The organism is Rhizobium sp. BK289 (assembly GCF_014193575.1).
In the GTDB taxonomy this organism is placed as follows: domain Bacteria; phylum Pseudomonadota; class Alphaproteobacteria; order Rhizobiales; family Rhizobiaceae; genus Rhizobium; species Rhizobium tropici_C.
Genome location: NZ_JACHZO010000018.1, coordinates 67,209 through 81,344, shown reverse-complemented (window position 1 = coordinate 81,344; position 14,136 = coordinate 67,209). Strand labels below are relative to the sequence as shown.

Sequence of the window (14,136 nt, the reverse complement as noted above, 5' to 3'; positions counted from 1 at the left end):
CGGTTAGAAGGAGATCCAGGCATGAGAGTGATGATTGGAGCGGTTGTTCATCTGGCCGCAGCACTTGCAACTAATGCGCAAGCTGCCGGAATCGAGGGCCTATGGGCTCGGGCAGATGGCAATGCCAAAGTGAGAGTTGCCCCCTGCGGATCGGACATTTGTGCGACCAATACTTGGATCAAGCCGGGAACGCCAAGCGAAAAAGCCGGTGACAAGCTGGTGATGACGATCAAGCCGAGTGAAGATGGCGTCTATTCCGGTGAGGCTTTCGATCCCCAACGTGATTTGAGCTACAGGATCACCGTGAAAGTGGATGGTGATCGAATGTCCACGAGGGGCTGTGTTATTGCCGGCCTGATTTGCAGGGGTGTCGATTGGACACGCATCCGCTGATCGACCGAAGGAAGGCCGCTATGGAGAATGTGGTGAAAACTTATGTCGTCGCCTATGTTGTCACATTGGTCATGTTCGTCGCTATCGATTTTATCTGGTTGAGCAGCATGATCGATCGTCTTTACCGGCCTGTAATGGCAGACATGCTTGCAGCTGACTTCCGGCTCGCGCCTGCCATTGCGTTCTACCTGATTTATGCGCTTGGACTTACGTTTCTCGCTGTTCGCCCGGGGCTGATCGGAGAATCGATCCAGACTGCGATAGTGTGCGGGGCGATGCTCGGCTTTACGGCTTATGCTACCTATGATTTGACCAATCAGGCGACACTCAAGAACTGGTCGACTGTTCTGACCCTGGCCGATCTATGTTGGGGTACGATCCTCTCAGGCATTGCCGCCGGTTGTGGGCAATCGATAACGGCGCGCCTCTTCGGATCTCTTACACATGGCTGAGGGTCAGATGTGCGGCGTTATTGGCGACAGCTTGCACATTCAGCGATTTAGCTGCCAGATTTCGAAATTGAGCGCTATCGCGAAGGCAACCCAAACAGCGAGAGGCGCAAGGCTATGAGCAGCAATTCGGTCGACAAGGCGAAACTTGAGGATTGTGAGGAGGATTAAAATCCATTGCGGAACGATGTTGATAAGCCCAAGCAGCGGGCTATGGAGCCCAAAGAACGCCCATGACCATGCGGCATTGAGCGCCAGTTGCAGATAAAAGCAAATGAGCGCCGCCGACTTTTGCGGTTGATCACCTGGAAGTATCCATATGCGCCAGACTGCAAAGGACATAGATGCATAAAGGAAGGTCCAGACCGGTCCAAAGATCCAATTCGGTGGATTGAAAGCGGGCTTGGCAAGGCCTGCATACCAACCCTCAATGTTCGGCAAGGTCGCCCACTGTCCGAGGACAAGGGTTAAGATGACCGGGATCACCGCGAGGCCGGCCTTCGCCAAAAGCTTTTGGTTCACTGTTTTTCGCGGCATCATGATCTCTCTTCTCGCCCGCTTCCTGCACGGCGTTTGCCAAACCGAAGCCTTTGTTCCTGCTCTTCAAATCTGATACGTGGATTTTTCTGGATCGGATCATGGGATCCAAGCGGCATTGCCCATCGTAGAAAGCGCATGAATGTTTCAGCACCGCCTATCGATAGCCGTGGCAAACAGAACAGCATCATCTCCTTCGAAAGGAGACGGGCGGTGACAACTTTGCACGAGCACGATCCATTGACGCGCGAAGCGGTCAATCAACTTGTTCTGGCGATAGCAACCCGTCAGGATCGTCAGGCCTTTGCCGAGCTCTTCAATTTTGCAGCGCCCAGGATCAAGGCGTTCATGATGCGCTCGGGCTCGACGGCTGAAATTGCCGAAGAAATCGCCCAGGAGGCGATGCTTATGGTCTGGCGCAAGGCCACTTATTTCGATCCGGCGCGCGCCAGTGCGATGACATGGATTTTCGCGATAGCCCGCAACTTGCGGATTGATTTTCAGCGGAAATCAAAGTCGTCAAATCAGCCGTCTGGTGACGGAACTGAGGTCATGCAGGCCGCTGAACCCACGCCTGAGGAGATTTTGTTTATCAGGGCGGATGAAGAAAAGGTTCGTGCCGCGCTTCAAGCGCTGAGTTCCGAGCAGGAAGAGATCATCAGATTGTCCTTTTTCCGTGATTGTCCTCACTCTGAAATTGCCAGGGAATTGGAACTGCCTCTCGGCACTGTGAAGTCTCGTATCAGGCGTGCGCTTGGAAAACTCAGGGATATGCTGGAAGAAACATTATGACGAACAAGCATCATCCCAGCGATCAGACACTCCTGCGTTTTGCTGCAGGCACGTTGCCGGCCGGTCCTTCACTCGTCGTTGCCGCTCATTTGAGTGGCTGCCCTTTCTGTCAGAGGCGTGTAGCGACATTCGAGGCCGTTGGCGGGGAGATGCTGATCCGGACGGAACCACAGGCGCTTTCTCCTCGGGCTCTTGAACAAACGCTTGCGCGTTTGGGTCAAGACGGGAATCCCAGACATATCGCGCCGCGTCGCTCACAGGCTTCCGTCGACGGCATCATTCTTCCGAGCCCATTAGCTGGTTGTGAAGTTGGTCCCTGGCGTCCCGTAGGGCCGGGAGTCAGGCTTAGCCGTATTCGCGTTCCTCATGCGCCAGAAGCGAAGGTGATCCTGCTGAAGGTAAAAGCGAATAAGCACATGCCGGCGCACGGGCATACGGATCTTGAGGTGACGCAGGTTCTGAAAGGATCGTTTTTGGATGGCAATAATCGTTACGAGCCGGGTGACTTCGTCGAGGGTGATGATGAGACGGATCATAGCCCAGTGATCGGCAGCGACGGTGAGTGCATATCCCTGGCCGCTATCGAAGGACATGTCCGCTTTAAGGGGTTTCTTGGAAGGTTGCTCGGGCCTTTCGCTGGCATCTGATTGTGTTTGACCGAGTGCTCAGGAGGCGTCAAATCGTTTGTTCGGAACAATAATTCGTTCCAGTCATTTCGGTTATGGAGTTCAACGGAGGGCAGCGCCGATAGTATTTGGGTCGAGACGGAATAATTCTGATCGAAAGGTCAATACAGGGACGCTTTGAAAGAATAAAGAATCGGATGTAAGCTTGGTCTTAGATAGGAGCTAAGAATTAATCTTAGAGATAGTCATATATCGAAGTGACGTATCGGAGGATTTGTTCGATCATTCGAAAGGCCAATCCTGTTAAAATTAATCGGCTATCCCCAATTTCGCTCCTCTAAGCAAGGGATCGAGTATTATGGACCGAGATCAGGATCAACAAGAGGCGAGGCAAGCGGGTGAACGGCTTGTAGCGGCCCACTCGAGCGAAGACCCTTTCGCCGCGGCATTCAAGGCAACGCGTATGCCGATGATTATTACTGACCCCAATCAACCTGACAATCCGATCATCTTTTGCAACGGAGCCTTCGAACGGTTAACGGGCTATTCGAACGACGAATTGATCGGGCGCAATTGTCGAATTTTGCAAGGTCCAGGGACGAGTCGGGAGACTGTCGCTGCCGTCCGCGATGCACTTGCCGGCGGACGCGGCGTCTCCGTCGACATTTTGAACTATAAGAAGGATGGCAGCTCGTTTTGGAATGCATTGTTCATCAGCCCCGTTTGGGACCGCCGAGGTCGGATTATTTATTTCTTCGCTTCGCAACTCGACTTTACGAACATCAAAAGCAGGGAAGCGGATCTGGCATCAGCCCGTCATCAGGCCGAAGAAGAGGTCAGGGATCGCACAAACGATTTGCGCGCAGCACTTGCGGCAAAGACCGTGTTGATTCACGAAGTTGATCATCGTGTCAGAAACAATCTTCTGACCATGGCTTCGATCGTCAAGATGCAATTAAGGTTGACGAAGGACCATGGCCAGCAAAATGCCTTGATGTCCGTGCTCAACCGAATCGAAGCAATAAGCACTGTCCAGCGTAGGCTTTTTACAACCAACGACGTCACTCGCTTTGATCTGGCTGATTTCGCGTATGAGCTCGTTTTGGATCTGCTCGGAGCTATAAAGCGTGATGATATACGACTGACGCTCGATATTTCGACGGCTTCTGTTCCAGCGGCGAAGGCGTCGCCGCTTGCACTTATCGTGAACGAGTTGGTCGGTGATGCCCTCCGCCGTGGGATCAGGGAAAGCGGAGGCGACATTCATGTTGTCGTCAAGCGTTTCAACGACCGCCTTCTTATTAGGGTGGAGGATATATCAGAACCCGTGTCTCCTGATGAGGTGAGCTCAGAATTGGGCCGGCTGATTCTTGACAGATCGGCGCTGCAAGTTGGTGCCACGATAGATCGAAAGCGCGAGGGGTGGCACACAACCGTGGACCTCACTTTACGGGTCGAAAGCTAGAAGGAAATACTGCCTTGAAAGTCATGATCGTTGAAGACGAAATGTTGCTTGCGATGGAGCTCCAATGGGAGATCGAGGCTGCCGGTCATACGGTTGTCGGACAGGCGGCAAGTGGCGCTCAAGCACTGGAACTTTTGGAAACGTCTCCACCGGAATTTGCATTTGTGGACATCCAGTTGCAGGACGGTCCGAGGGGAATCGATTTTGGGCGAGCGCTGGCTGAAAGGAGCATCCCGTACGTTTTCGTTAGCGGCAATATCAAAAAGCTGCCGCCGGACTTCGCGGGCGCAATTGGCGCTATCGAGAAGCCTTACACAATGAACGGAATTTCCAACGCTCTCGAATATCTATCCGCCGTCATTGCTGGTGATGAGGACAGATCGCCGCCAGCAAGCCTCGTGCTTGCTGAAGACACTCTCCAGATCAATCCCAGCAAGAGTGTGCAGTGAGTTGAGGTCTTGGATACTCAAATGGATGTGGAGAGTCCCCAAACGGTTTCGGCTGCCCGTCCTTGACCGGTAGTCAGGCTGGATTCTTCGTAAGCGCGATTTTCGCCGCACCTTCTGCAATTGAGTGAGCTTTGGCATGAGGTGTCCACCAAAATCAGACCGTCCTAAAACGTCGAAGGATCAGGTGTTACGCGGACTCGTCTTGGGCCGACGAGGAATTCTCGCAAGTTTCTCGCATTCACGCCATGGCTTGGTATGCGGCCAAAATGTAGTCCCTTTTACTACTTTTCTGGCGCTCGGAGCGCAGATTTGCCAATTATGCCTTCATTGTGCCGATCAGCTCCGGAACACCAACGAGGGTGATGGCCCTTTTGATGTTATAGGCAAGTGCGGTTAGGCTAAATTCTCCTTGGACGTGGTTCAGCCCACGCATCAGGAACGCGCCTTGGTTCATCCATTGCTTAATAGTCCCAAACGGATGCTCGACGCTTTCCCTTCGTTGACTCATAATATTTGGACGTTGGCTCAGCCTCTCCGCCATGCGATCAAGAATAGCTTCATTCTCCAGGCGCATGATCTGTCGAAAGGCAGCTGGCGTGCATCTGCTTTTGATGGCACATGATTGGCAGCCGATAGGGTTTGCAAAATAGGTTCTTGCAAGGCCTCGTTTTTTACCACTCCGCCGAGGAGACATGACAGCGCCGTTTGGGCAGATATAAGCGTTTATCTCTGGCTGGTATGTGAATTTCCCCTTCGAGAAAAACCCATTGTCTATTGTCGATCCACGGATTGGTCTCGGCACATAGGCGGTGATGCCAGCCTTTTCGCAAGCTTCTATGTCTTCGATCTTGTAGTAGCCACGATCGGCAACTGCCTCGATCTGGTCGACACCGAGTAGCTGCATGGCCGACTCAGCGGTAGGCGCCAGCAAGCCGATATCGAGAACATTGTTGCTGACTTCTTCCTCAGCAATCAGCTTATGCTTCACGTCAACTGCCAGCTGAACGTTGTACCCAACTCCAACTTTCATCATATTCGGCATAGCCCTGCTATCAGGGTCTGTCAGCGATATCTGATCCTCGCCTGTCCGGTCCAGGTCGGCAAGCAAACTGCTGAACCTCTGTCGCTTCGTCCTGAGCGCCGCAATTTTCTTCTCCGTATCACTGCTTCTACCATTCGAGCTGATACTGCTGGCCGCTTTCTCCTCGTCAGCATCACCGTCATCAAGCGCTTTGACGTAGTCGGAGAGTTTTTCGTCGGCGCGACGCACCAGATCCAACAGCTGCGTGCGGGTGAAGTTGCGATGCCTGTTATTGACCGCCTTAATGCGCGTACCATCCACGGCAAGCATTTCCCTACCGAACAGATCGAGGCGGCGACAGACGAAGGCAAACTCGCGGAAAATTGGCTTGAAGGCTGCGCAATTCACGCGGCGAAAGGATGCGATTGTCCGATAGTCAGGCTTCAGATGGCGCAGCAGCCAGATCACCTCTATATTACGGCGGGTTTCCGCCTCGAGCTTTCGACTCGAACGTACCCGATTTAAATATCCGTAGAGATAAAGTTTAAGCAGATCAGCTGGATCGTATCCCGGTCGGCCCGTCTCTTTTGCCATTACGCGGGAAAACCCAGCGGCGACAAGATCAATGCTATCGACAAAAGCCTCTATCAGCCGAACCGGATTGTCCGATCCGACATAATCATCGACCGCTTCGGGGAGAAGCAGCAGCTGAGAGCGATCTGAGCCAGGTAAATGTGCCATGTAAACAACATACTACGGTTCGCTTGCCGTTGGAATCCCATCGCGTTTTGGCACAGTCTGATTTTGGTGGACACCAAATGATGGAAGAAGGTCAAAAACTTGCCGTGCGGCTGGTCGGTCGGAATGGGAGACGCCGTTTCGATCAAAGTTCGAAAGACCGCCTTATTATGGCCTGCCTTGAACCTGGCGCATCGGTATCGAAACTCGCGCGCGACCACGGGGTCAACGCGAACCTCGTTTGGAAATGGATACGCAAGCACACCCAGCCGCTTGCGTCGCCGCCGTCTTCGACATCGTCTTTTATTCCGGTGCAAATCACCGCGGCCAGCGACGAGTTTGAAGAGCTGCCTCGGAAAGCAGAGAGGAACCGGCCGCTGCCCTCTCCAGCGAAGGTGAGCGCGTCACTGCCGAACGGGGTGAAGCTGACGTTGGAATGCAGTGACGTAGATGCATTGACGGCAATCATCGGAGCGCCGGGTCATGTTCAGACTTGGCGCTGATCTCAAGGTTTACCTGCATCGCGAGCCGATCGACTTTCGGGCCGGCATCAACAGCCTTGCTGTCCTGGTCCAGGAGACGATGGCGCTGGATCCCTTTGCTCCTGCGGTTTTTGCCTTTTGCAATCGCCGTCGTGACCGGATGAAGCTATTGTTCTTTGACCGATCCGGTTTTGTGATGGTCTTGAAGCGGTTGACCGAAGACAAGTTCAGATGGCCCCGCCGCGAAGTGCCGGTCGTTGTGCTGACGACAGAACAGCTTCACTGGATTCTCGACGGCATTGATATCGATGCGATGATCCGTCATCCGGTGCGGCAATATCAGATCGCCGGTTGACGGTGGCGAATTGAACTGTTGACGCGAAGGGGCGGTTCAGATTCAAGAATCTGATGACTCGCACCGGCGAACCGAGCATTGCAGAACTGATGGCGCAATTGGCAGCCAATGCTGCCGAAATCGCTGCGCTCAAAGCCGAGAAGGAAGCGCTCTCGCAGCGGGTCGTCAAGCTTGAGGAGGAGCTGGCGCTTGGAAAGCTGCATCGCTTTGCACCCCGCAGCGAAAAGCACGTTGATCGCCTCTTCAACGAAGCCGAAGAGGCTGCCGACGAAGATGACAGCGGCGACGGTGATGACGTTGTCGATCTCCCGGACACGGGCCTGCCGGCGGTCGCGAGCGTCGTGGGAAAAAAGCGGGGACGCAGACCTCTGCCGGAAGACCTGCCACGCGAGCGTGTCGAGTATGACCTTCCCGACGATCAAAAAACTTGTCCGTGCTGCGATAGTCAAATGCATCGCATGGGCGAGGCCGTTACCGAGCAGCTTCATATCGAAGTCAAGGCAAAGGTTCTGCAGAACGTCCGGTTCAAATATGCCTGCCGCCATTGCGACCGCACCGGGATCAACACACCCGTCGTGATCGCACCGATGCCGACGCAGCCCCTGCCGGGCAGCATCGCTACCGCTTCGACGCTAGCCTTCGCGCTCGTCCACAAATACGTCGATGGCACCCCACTCTACCGCGTGGCTCAGACATTCGAGCGGGCCGGCGTTCCGATCAGCCGTGGCGCTCTTGCTCACTGGGTAATCGGCTCGAGCGAGAAGCATCTGCATCGCATCTATGACGCTCTGAAGCTGCGGCTGCGATCGCAGCCTCTCATACATGGCGATGAGACGACGGTTCAGGTCTTGAAGGAAACGAACAAGGAAGCTACCAGCACATCTTACATGTGGGCATACCGCAGTGGCGAGGACAGTGAAGAGCCGATCGCGCTTCTCGATTATCAGCCGGGCCGTGGCCAGATACACCCACAGACCTTTCTTGGTGACTACCGCGGCATATTGGTGAGCGATGGCTACACAGCCTGGCGCACATTGCATGGTGCCACCCATGTCGGATGCATGGCTCATTCCCGGCGGCGTTTCGTTGAGGCACTCAAGACCAGAAAGAATGGAGGCGGCCCGCCGGAACAGGCGCTCCGGTTCTTCGAGCAGCTATACCGGATCGAAAAGCAGGCAAGAGACAAAACCCTAGATGCCGGTGAGACGACGGCTGATTGCATTCGCCGTTTCCGCCAACAGCACAGCTTGCCTGTCCTGAACGCCCTAAAGGCGTGGCTCGACGCCATCGCGCCGAAGGTCGTGCCGGATACCAAGCTCGGCGACGCCGTCTCCTACGCCCTGAACCAATGGGATTACCTGACACGCTATACCAGCGACGGTAGGATGCCGATCGATAACAACATTCTGGAACGCGAAATCAGAGTTTTTGCCACCGGAAGAAAATCGTGGCTGTTCAGCGACACCGCCGACGGAGCCAAGGCCAGCGCAGTGATCTACAGTCTGATGCTCACTTGCCGCGCCTGTGGCGTCGACCCGCTTGCCTGGCTGCGCCACGTGCTCACTGAGTTGCCCCAGCGGGACGAAAGGGCAGACATCGTCGACCTGCTGCCGTTCAACTTCGCCAGAACCGAAGCCGCCTGACACTATACGGTTCCAAACGTTGATCCGATGCCAATCAACGGGTCGGCGTCAACGTGCAGCGAAAATCGCGCTTACGATTCTTCGACAAATGGCTCTTGATTATGAAATCGGCCCGAACCGATAGCTCTGAGAAATTTGCTTAAGCGTGTCGCATTTAATCGGCCTCATATCCTGCAGCCCTGAAATAGTTTCGACATTCTGTGACGGAGAAAAGCTTGCGGATATCGCCGAGGGCCTGAGCAATGGTGTCGAAGCTTCGTGCGGCCCGCGTCCGCAAGAGCGTCTTTAATTTGGAGAAGGCCATTTCAATTGAGATCGGGCGAAAAGGGTGGCAGGAAAAGGAGCCAAGCGCCGCGGGCTTCGACGAGGTCTTCGGCCTGTTCGCTTTTGTGAAAGCCGACATTGTTGAGAATGACGACGTCTCCCGCAGACAGGGTCGGCGAAAGTTGTGTTTCGACCCAAGTCTCGGAGATGCTCCGGTTCATCGGTGCATTGACAATCCAAGGCGCAATCACGCCACGCGATCTCAAACCGGCGATGAAGGTTTGGGATTTCCACGAGCCGAAGGGCGCATGTGTGCGGTAGCGTCGGCCTTTTTGCGACCATCCTGAGCGCTTGGACAGGTTCGTATTGATCGATGTCTCATCGATAAAGATGAGGCGCGCGAATGCCTTGTTGAAGAAGCGCCGGCGTCGTCCGATCCACAACTCACGCGCCCGCGCGATATGTGGACGCTGATGCTCGCTTGAGGGCCCGGGATGCCGGCGATGCCTCGCAGGGGGAGCCGCTGCTCGACCAGATTGACATGCCGATCCGGCGCGTCACGGCCGATGGCGCCTGTGACGGTGAGCCGACCTACGTCGACGTCGCCAGGCACAGCGCCGATGCTGCGGTGGTCCTCCCGCCGCGCGCCAATGCGGTGGAACGTCAGCATGACGATCCCACCAATCAACGAAACCAACATATCGCAACGATCAACGCCGATGGCCGGATGAAGTGGCAGGTCGCCACCGGTTACGGCAAACGCTCATTCGTCGAGACCGCGATCGGTCGCTACAAATCCATCATCGGCCGCCGGCTAAGAACACGCGCATTCGCGACTTTTTCGGTATTCGATGGGCTGAGGCTTTGGTGCGCGGGTCGTTGAAAGACCGGAATTCCGTCTTTGATGCTGCGACTATGCGATAGCGAGCTTGGGCGGGACGGATTTCGGGCGTGCGCATCCCAGCATCCTATTGAGCGCGGCGCAGCTTATGGCGACTTCCGTCTGCTGGGCAAGCCCTTTATCCGCACCCCCTAGCAAAGCATGGGATTTACAGCCAGAACGCTTCGCGCCCAATCCGTTCCAGAAAATGCTGGGACTAAACATCCAAAAGCTGTTGAGCATCGTACTAGCCGGAGAAGTTCCAATGGTGACAGGGTGAGTGATGGCAACGGGAGGAAAGACAGTCGATCACCGCGTCAACTTTTTTGAGGCGTATTCGCACGATGCGGCTTGCCGAAAGCTCAACATGTTCGTCTCAGGCTGGCAATGGTCGGTTCCAACAGCCGGCAGCGAATACAATAGCTTCAAAATCCGCATGCAATCGCTGCAATCAGCCACTATCATAAGCGCGGAACGTTCGGCCGGGCTGATTGGGATAGCGGAATATGATGTTCCGCAAGTAAACATATTGTTCGTGCTTGCCGGGGAAGTCGAAGTTGATAGCGCACAGATGCAGGATCGTTTGCACATACCCGCCGACCATGCTGCCATTGTTGGCGCTCTCGAGGGCACGCGCATCGCGATTAAGCCATACAGCTCATGGTTACTTTTTCAAGTTCAAGAGCTGGAGATCAGGCGCTATTTCGAGAATTTGACCGGCCAACCATACGCAAGAAAATTGGCGCTTTCACCGATCAATTTTCGTCAAAACGATGCTCGAGAGCTCTTCCAGGTATTGAAGAAGGCCGAGAAAGATTTAGCACGGTGCAATCCGACCGAAAGAGCGATGCTTACGAAAGCTTATCATGAGTTGATCCTTGTCAAAGTGTTCGCTAAGCTCCCACACAATCTCCGCGGTAGCCTCGATAGCGTGCTTGGCTAAAAGATCCGCAATTTAGGTCAAGCTTCATGACAAATTGGTGCCAAGCTTCTTAAGCTGCTGCCGGTTGGTCTTGGTCCGCTCACGTTATCATCAAAAATGCGTTCGCAGCTTGTGGCCGTAAGCTGGTCGTTGTGAATGGCGAGGTCATTGGCGTCGGTCGATACGCGGGCATAGCTTAATATCATGCGCCAGTACGCACCGGATTTTCCCACCAAAAAACGTGCAATCGGATCAAGGTGCAGGACTTAGTGCAAAACTCTTGAGGTATGCCCAATCAGCGAGCTGATAAGCGGTAAGGAACAAGTCCACAGCACCGCTCAAGCCTGCCTCTATGCCGGCAATCAAGCCTTCTAAGCCAACACTGAGGGGCAGCTTGCAATTGTCTAAGCCCTACCAAATGCGATTAGCTGCTCGGGTGGGCAATGTCACTTTGTTTGACTGGATTCAGGCGAAGGGCTCGCCATTGAGATCAAGCTGCAGCCCGGTCACTGCTTTCCAGTGCGTCATTGCTCGAATCCAACGACGTGAGCGGATCATGAAGCTTCAAGTCGCGGCAACAACTGCAGCGCTTTATCTCCATCCACGATCTATTCGATGTAAGCGCCAAGGCGAGGCCGTTCAGGGCGTGTAGTTCCACGGCATGAGCGAGTGTATTTCGCTGCTGGGCCACCCGTTGGCTATGCGCTCGAGTGTCTGGGTAAGCCAGGCTTGCGGATCGACGTTGTTCATCCTGGCCGTCTGCAGGAGCGTGGCGATTGTCGCCCAGGTCGTGCCACCGCCGTCGCTACCGGCGAATAGGCTGTTCTTTCTCGTAATTGTCTGGGGCCTGATCGCGCGCTCGACGATGTTGGAGTCGAGCTCGATGCGGCCATCGGTCAGGAAGCGTTCGAAGATGACGCGACGCGAGGTGGCATAGCGGATCGCCTCGGCGAGCTTCGATTTGCCAGAGACCCGCGGCAGGGTCTTCTGCCAAAGGTCGAAGAGCTCGGTAACGACAGCGGCGGATGTCTGCTGACGCGCGTCGACACGGGCGTCAGGGCTTTGCCCTCGGGCTGTTTCTTCGACCTGCCAGAGCTTTGCCATCAGCTCCACCGTCTCGGTGGCGATCTTTGAGCTTTCCGAGGCGTGGAGCTCGTAGAACTTGCGCCTGCTGTGGGACCAGCAGCCGGCCAATACCATACCGTCATTGCCGCCGTCAGATCGAGCGAGCTTGTTGTAGGCACCATACCCGTCAACTTGAAGAATACCGCGATAGCCACTCAGATGCCGGGCGACACGATCGCCAGCGCGGCTATCTTCGAAGCGATAGGCGACCATCGGCGGACCACTGCCGCCAAAGGGTCTGTCATCCCTGGCATAGGCCCATAACCAAGCCGTCTTTGCTGATCCGGATCCCGGCGCGAGCGTTGGCAACGTCGTCTCGTCAGCAAAGATCCGCTCAGCTTTTTTAATCTCGGCAAGGATATAATCGGCCAGGATGTCGAGTTCGAAGCCGAGCTTGCCCATCCATTGGGCCATCAGCTTGCGATCGAGTTCGACCTTGTCGCGGGCATAGATCGCCTCCTGCCGATAGAGCGGAAGGCCGTCGGCATACTTGGATACCGCGATCTGGGCCAGAAGCGCTTCCGTTGGAATGCCGCCCTCGATGATGTGCGCGGGCGCAGATGCCTGGATGACACCGTCTTCGTTTTTGAAGGCATACTTTGGCCGGCGGGTGACGATGACCCGGAACTTCGCCGGCATGACGTCCAGCCGCTCAGAGACGTCTTCTCCGATCAGCACCTTCTGCTTGCCGGCATGTTCGGGTAGTTCAGCCGGTTCGATTACCACTTCGACCCGCTCCAGGTGGGGCGCGAAGCCTTTGCGTGGCCGCGGCGGACGTTTGCTGTCGGGATGGGTTGCGCCCTTGTTGACCTGGGCTCGGATCGCAGCGATACCGGTCTCGATCTCCTCGAAGACAAAAGCCTGCTGCTCATCATCCATGCCTGAAGGCCCGAGCTTTTCCGATCGCCGGCCAAAGCGGGCACGATCGAAGGCTTTCAGGATCTGCGTCAGTCGTTCGATGCGCTCATCGGCATCGGCGTTTCGTTCCTTGAGATCTGCAACCTCGCTCTCGAGAGCATCGGCCCGCGCCGCCTTGTCGGCCATGGCAAGGACCATGGCTTTCAGCGTCTCTACATCATCCGGGAGCTGGAGATCGGGCGGCGTCATGAGGCCTACCAGAGCACATTCTGCTCCGGTTTTCCTGCCCTTTCAGGCGGTTGATTCACTTCGCCGCAGGCCTTTACCCAACAATCTCCGGCGGCTTCACTGCCACAGAGCGAACCCGCTTCCAGTCCATGCCGTCAACGAGCGCCATGAGCTGGGCATGATTGAGCTGCACCCGGTTGTGCCCGATCCGCGGCCAGCAGAACTGCGCCTTCTCCAGTCGCTTGGAGTAAAGGCAGACCCCTGATCCATCCCACCAGACGATCTTGACCCGGTCTGCCCGCTTCGCCCGGAAGACATAAAGCGAGCCGTTAAACGGATCACTGCCGGCGTCGCGCACCAGCGACAGCAAGCTGTCCGGTCCTTTGCGGAAGTCGATGGGATGGCTGGCGAGGAACACCTTTACACCCGCGGGGATCATGCCGAACGAACCGCTCGGATAACGCGCTGCAGATGAGCCTCGTCGACATGCCCGCCTGCCCGCACGATAACATCCCCAATGATGATTTCCACGATGGGGTCGGGGCCGGATACAACGCCCTGCGGATACTCTGTCTCCGCTGCTTGCCCAGGCTCATCACTGCCCAACAGTTCTCTGCGCCAGCGATACAGCTGAGACGGCAGTATCCCGATTTGCCGTGCGACCGCCGAGACGTTCACACCCGGCTGACAGGCTTGCTCGACCGCAGTCGCCTTGAACTCGTCAGACCAAAACCGCCGCAACTGTCGCGGCGCGCCGTCAAGACGATCGGGCACAGCCTCAATCATCCGCATCAATCCAAGGCTAGCCGCTGGCCCAGACATAGATCCTCACAGTCAGAGAAGTCGTATGTCCGAGATACCCTGCACAGCATCAGCACCGCCAGATGGGGTCTCCTTGCCGCTTACTAT

The 14,136-nt window shown here is 55.6% G+C and carries 16 protein-coding genes and 1 pseudogene; 11 read left to right on the top strand and 6 right to left on the bottom strand.

Annotated features, from left to right (window positions below; all coding sequences use genetic code 11):
* The first annotated feature begins 21 nt into the window (after positions 1-21).
* Both FHT84_RS27100 and FHT84_RS27095 read left to right on the top strand, forming a co-directional pair.
* Positions 22-393 carry a DUF2147 domain-containing protein gene (locus FHT84_RS27100; protein ID WP_112342996.1) on the top strand — a complete coding sequence of 124 codons (372 nt, stop codon included), beginning with the start codon at positions 22-24 and terminating at the stop codon, positions 391-393.
* A gap of 32 nt (positions 394-425) precedes the next feature.
* A complete protein-coding gene (locus tag FHT84_RS27095) occupies positions 426-845 on the top strand; it encodes a DUF2177 family protein (RefSeq protein ID WP_162736995.1) in 420 nt (139 codons plus the stop codon).
* A 39-nt stretch (positions 846-884) separates the two neighbouring features.
* Here the strand turns inward: FHT84_RS27095 and FHT84_RS27090 are convergent, their stop codons facing one another.
* Positions 885-1,382, bottom strand: coding sequence for a TspO/MBR family protein (locus FHT84_RS27090; RefSeq protein ID WP_245430390.1), 498 nt, complete (start codon positions 1,380-1,382; stop codon positions 885-887).
* Between the two features lie 135 nt (positions 1,383-1,517).
* Here FHT84_RS27090 and FHT84_RS27085 point away from each other — a divergent pair, with 135 nt between their 5' ends.
* The 4 genes from FHT84_RS27085 to FHT84_RS27070 all read left to right on the top strand — a co-directional run bounded on the left by FHT84_RS27085 (position 1,518) and on the right by FHT84_RS27070 (position 4,711).
* The gene (locus tag FHT84_RS27085; protein WP_112342994.1) at positions 1,518-2,171 is read left to right on the top strand and encodes a sigma-70 family RNA polymerase sigma factor; all 654 of its coding nucleotides are present in this window, start codon (positions 1,518-1,520) and stop codon (positions 2,169-2,171) included.
* Complete coding sequence (locus FHT84_RS27080; protein WP_112342993.1) at positions 2,168-2,818, top strand: ChrR family anti-sigma-E factor; 651 nt, start codon at positions 2,168-2,170, stop codon at positions 2,816-2,818. Before FHT84_RS27085 ends, FHT84_RS27080 begins: the two co-directional genes overlap by 4 nt.
* A gap of 337 nt (positions 2,819-3,155) precedes the next feature.
* A complete protein-coding gene (locus FHT84_RS27075) occupies positions 3,156-4,262 on the top strand; it encodes a PAS domain-containing protein (protein ID WP_113250165.1) in 1,107 nt (368 codons plus the stop codon).
* 14 nt (positions 4,263-4,276) lie between these two features.
* Entirely contained in the window at positions 4,277-4,711 is a 435-nt protein-coding gene (locus tag FHT84_RS27070; protein ID WP_112342991.1) for a response regulator, read from the top strand.
* A 316-nt stretch (positions 4,712-5,027) separates the two neighbouring features.
* Here FHT84_RS27070 and FHT84_RS27065 read toward each other — a convergent pair whose 3' ends face one another.
* The gene (locus FHT84_RS27065) at positions 5,028-6,473 is read right to left on the bottom strand and encodes an IS1182 family transposase (RefSeq protein ID WP_183765084.1); all 1,446 of its coding nucleotides are present in this window, start codon (positions 6,471-6,473) and stop codon (positions 5,028-5,030) included.
* 77 nt (positions 6,474-6,550) lie between these two features.
* Here FHT84_RS27065 and FHT84_RS27060 point away from each other — a divergent pair, with 77 nt between their 5' ends.
* From FHT84_RS27060 to FHT84_RS27050, 3 genes are read left to right on the top strand one after another with little or no spacing between them, the layout of a single operon-like run.
* A complete protein-coding gene (locus FHT84_RS27060) occupies positions 6,551-6,973 on the top strand; it encodes a transposase (RefSeq protein ID WP_112342989.1) in 423 nt (140 codons plus the stop codon).
* Positions 6,954-7,307, top strand: coding sequence for an IS66 family insertion sequence element accessory protein TnpB (tnpB, locus tag FHT84_RS27055; protein ID WP_016557443.1), 354 nt, complete (start codon positions 6,954-6,956; stop codon positions 7,305-7,307). The genes FHT84_RS27060 and tnpB (FHT84_RS27055) overlap by 20 nt, the downstream gene beginning before the upstream one ends.
* A 53-nt stretch (positions 7,308-7,360) precedes the next feature.
* Positions 7,361-8,950 carry an IS66 family transposase gene (locus tag FHT84_RS27050; protein ID WP_183765087.1) on the top strand — a complete coding sequence of 530 codons (1,590 nt, stop codon included), beginning with the start codon at positions 7,361-7,363 and terminating at the stop codon, positions 8,948-8,950.
* 305 nt (positions 8,951-9,255) lie between these two features.
* On the opposite strand, the gene FHT84_RS27045 is transcribed toward FHT84_RS27050, so the two are convergent.
* On the bottom strand, positions 9,256-9,657 hold the full coding sequence (locus tag FHT84_RS27045) for a transposase (RefSeq protein WP_245430389.1): 402 nt from the start codon (positions 9,655-9,657) through the stop codon (positions 9,256-9,258).
* Positions 9,658-9,704: 47 nt separating this feature from the next.
* On the opposite strand from FHT84_RS27045, the pseudogene FHT84_RS27040 reads away from it, so the two are divergent.
* Both FHT84_RS27040 and FHT84_RS27035 read left to right on the top strand, forming a co-directional pair.
* A pseudogene (locus FHT84_RS27040) lies at positions 9,705-10,046 on the top strand (transposase); the annotation flags it as partial.
* Between the two features lie 331 nt (positions 10,047-10,377).
* Positions 10,378-11,037: a hypothetical protein gene (locus tag FHT84_RS27035; protein WP_112342986.1), complete on the top strand. Its 660-nt coding sequence runs from the start codon at positions 10,378-10,380 to the stop codon at positions 11,035-11,037.
* Positions 11,038-11,655: 618 nt separating this feature from the next.
* Here the strand turns inward: FHT84_RS27035 and FHT84_RS27030 are convergent.
* From FHT84_RS27030 to FHT84_RS27020, 3 genes are all read right to left on the bottom strand, one after another.
* Positions 11,656-13,248 carry an IS66 family transposase gene (locus FHT84_RS27030; protein ID WP_169646181.1) on the bottom strand — a complete coding sequence of 531 codons (1,593 nt, stop codon included), beginning with the start codon at positions 13,246-13,248 and terminating at the stop codon, positions 11,656-11,658.
* Between the two features lie 73 nt (positions 13,249-13,321).
* On the bottom strand, positions 13,322-13,666 hold the full coding sequence (tnpB, locus tag FHT84_RS27025; protein ID WP_011053349.1) for an IS66 family insertion sequence element accessory protein TnpB: 345 nt from the start codon (positions 13,664-13,666) through the stop codon (positions 13,322-13,324).
* Positions 13,663-14,013 (bottom strand): transposase, encoded by a 351-nt coding sequence (locus tag FHT84_RS27020; protein ID WP_234904071.1) that lies wholly within the window; start codon positions 14,011-14,013, stop codon positions 13,663-13,665. Before FHT84_RS27020 ends, tnpB (FHT84_RS27025) begins: the two co-directional genes overlap by 4 nt.
* Between the last annotated feature and the right edge of the window lie 123 nt (positions 14,014-14,136).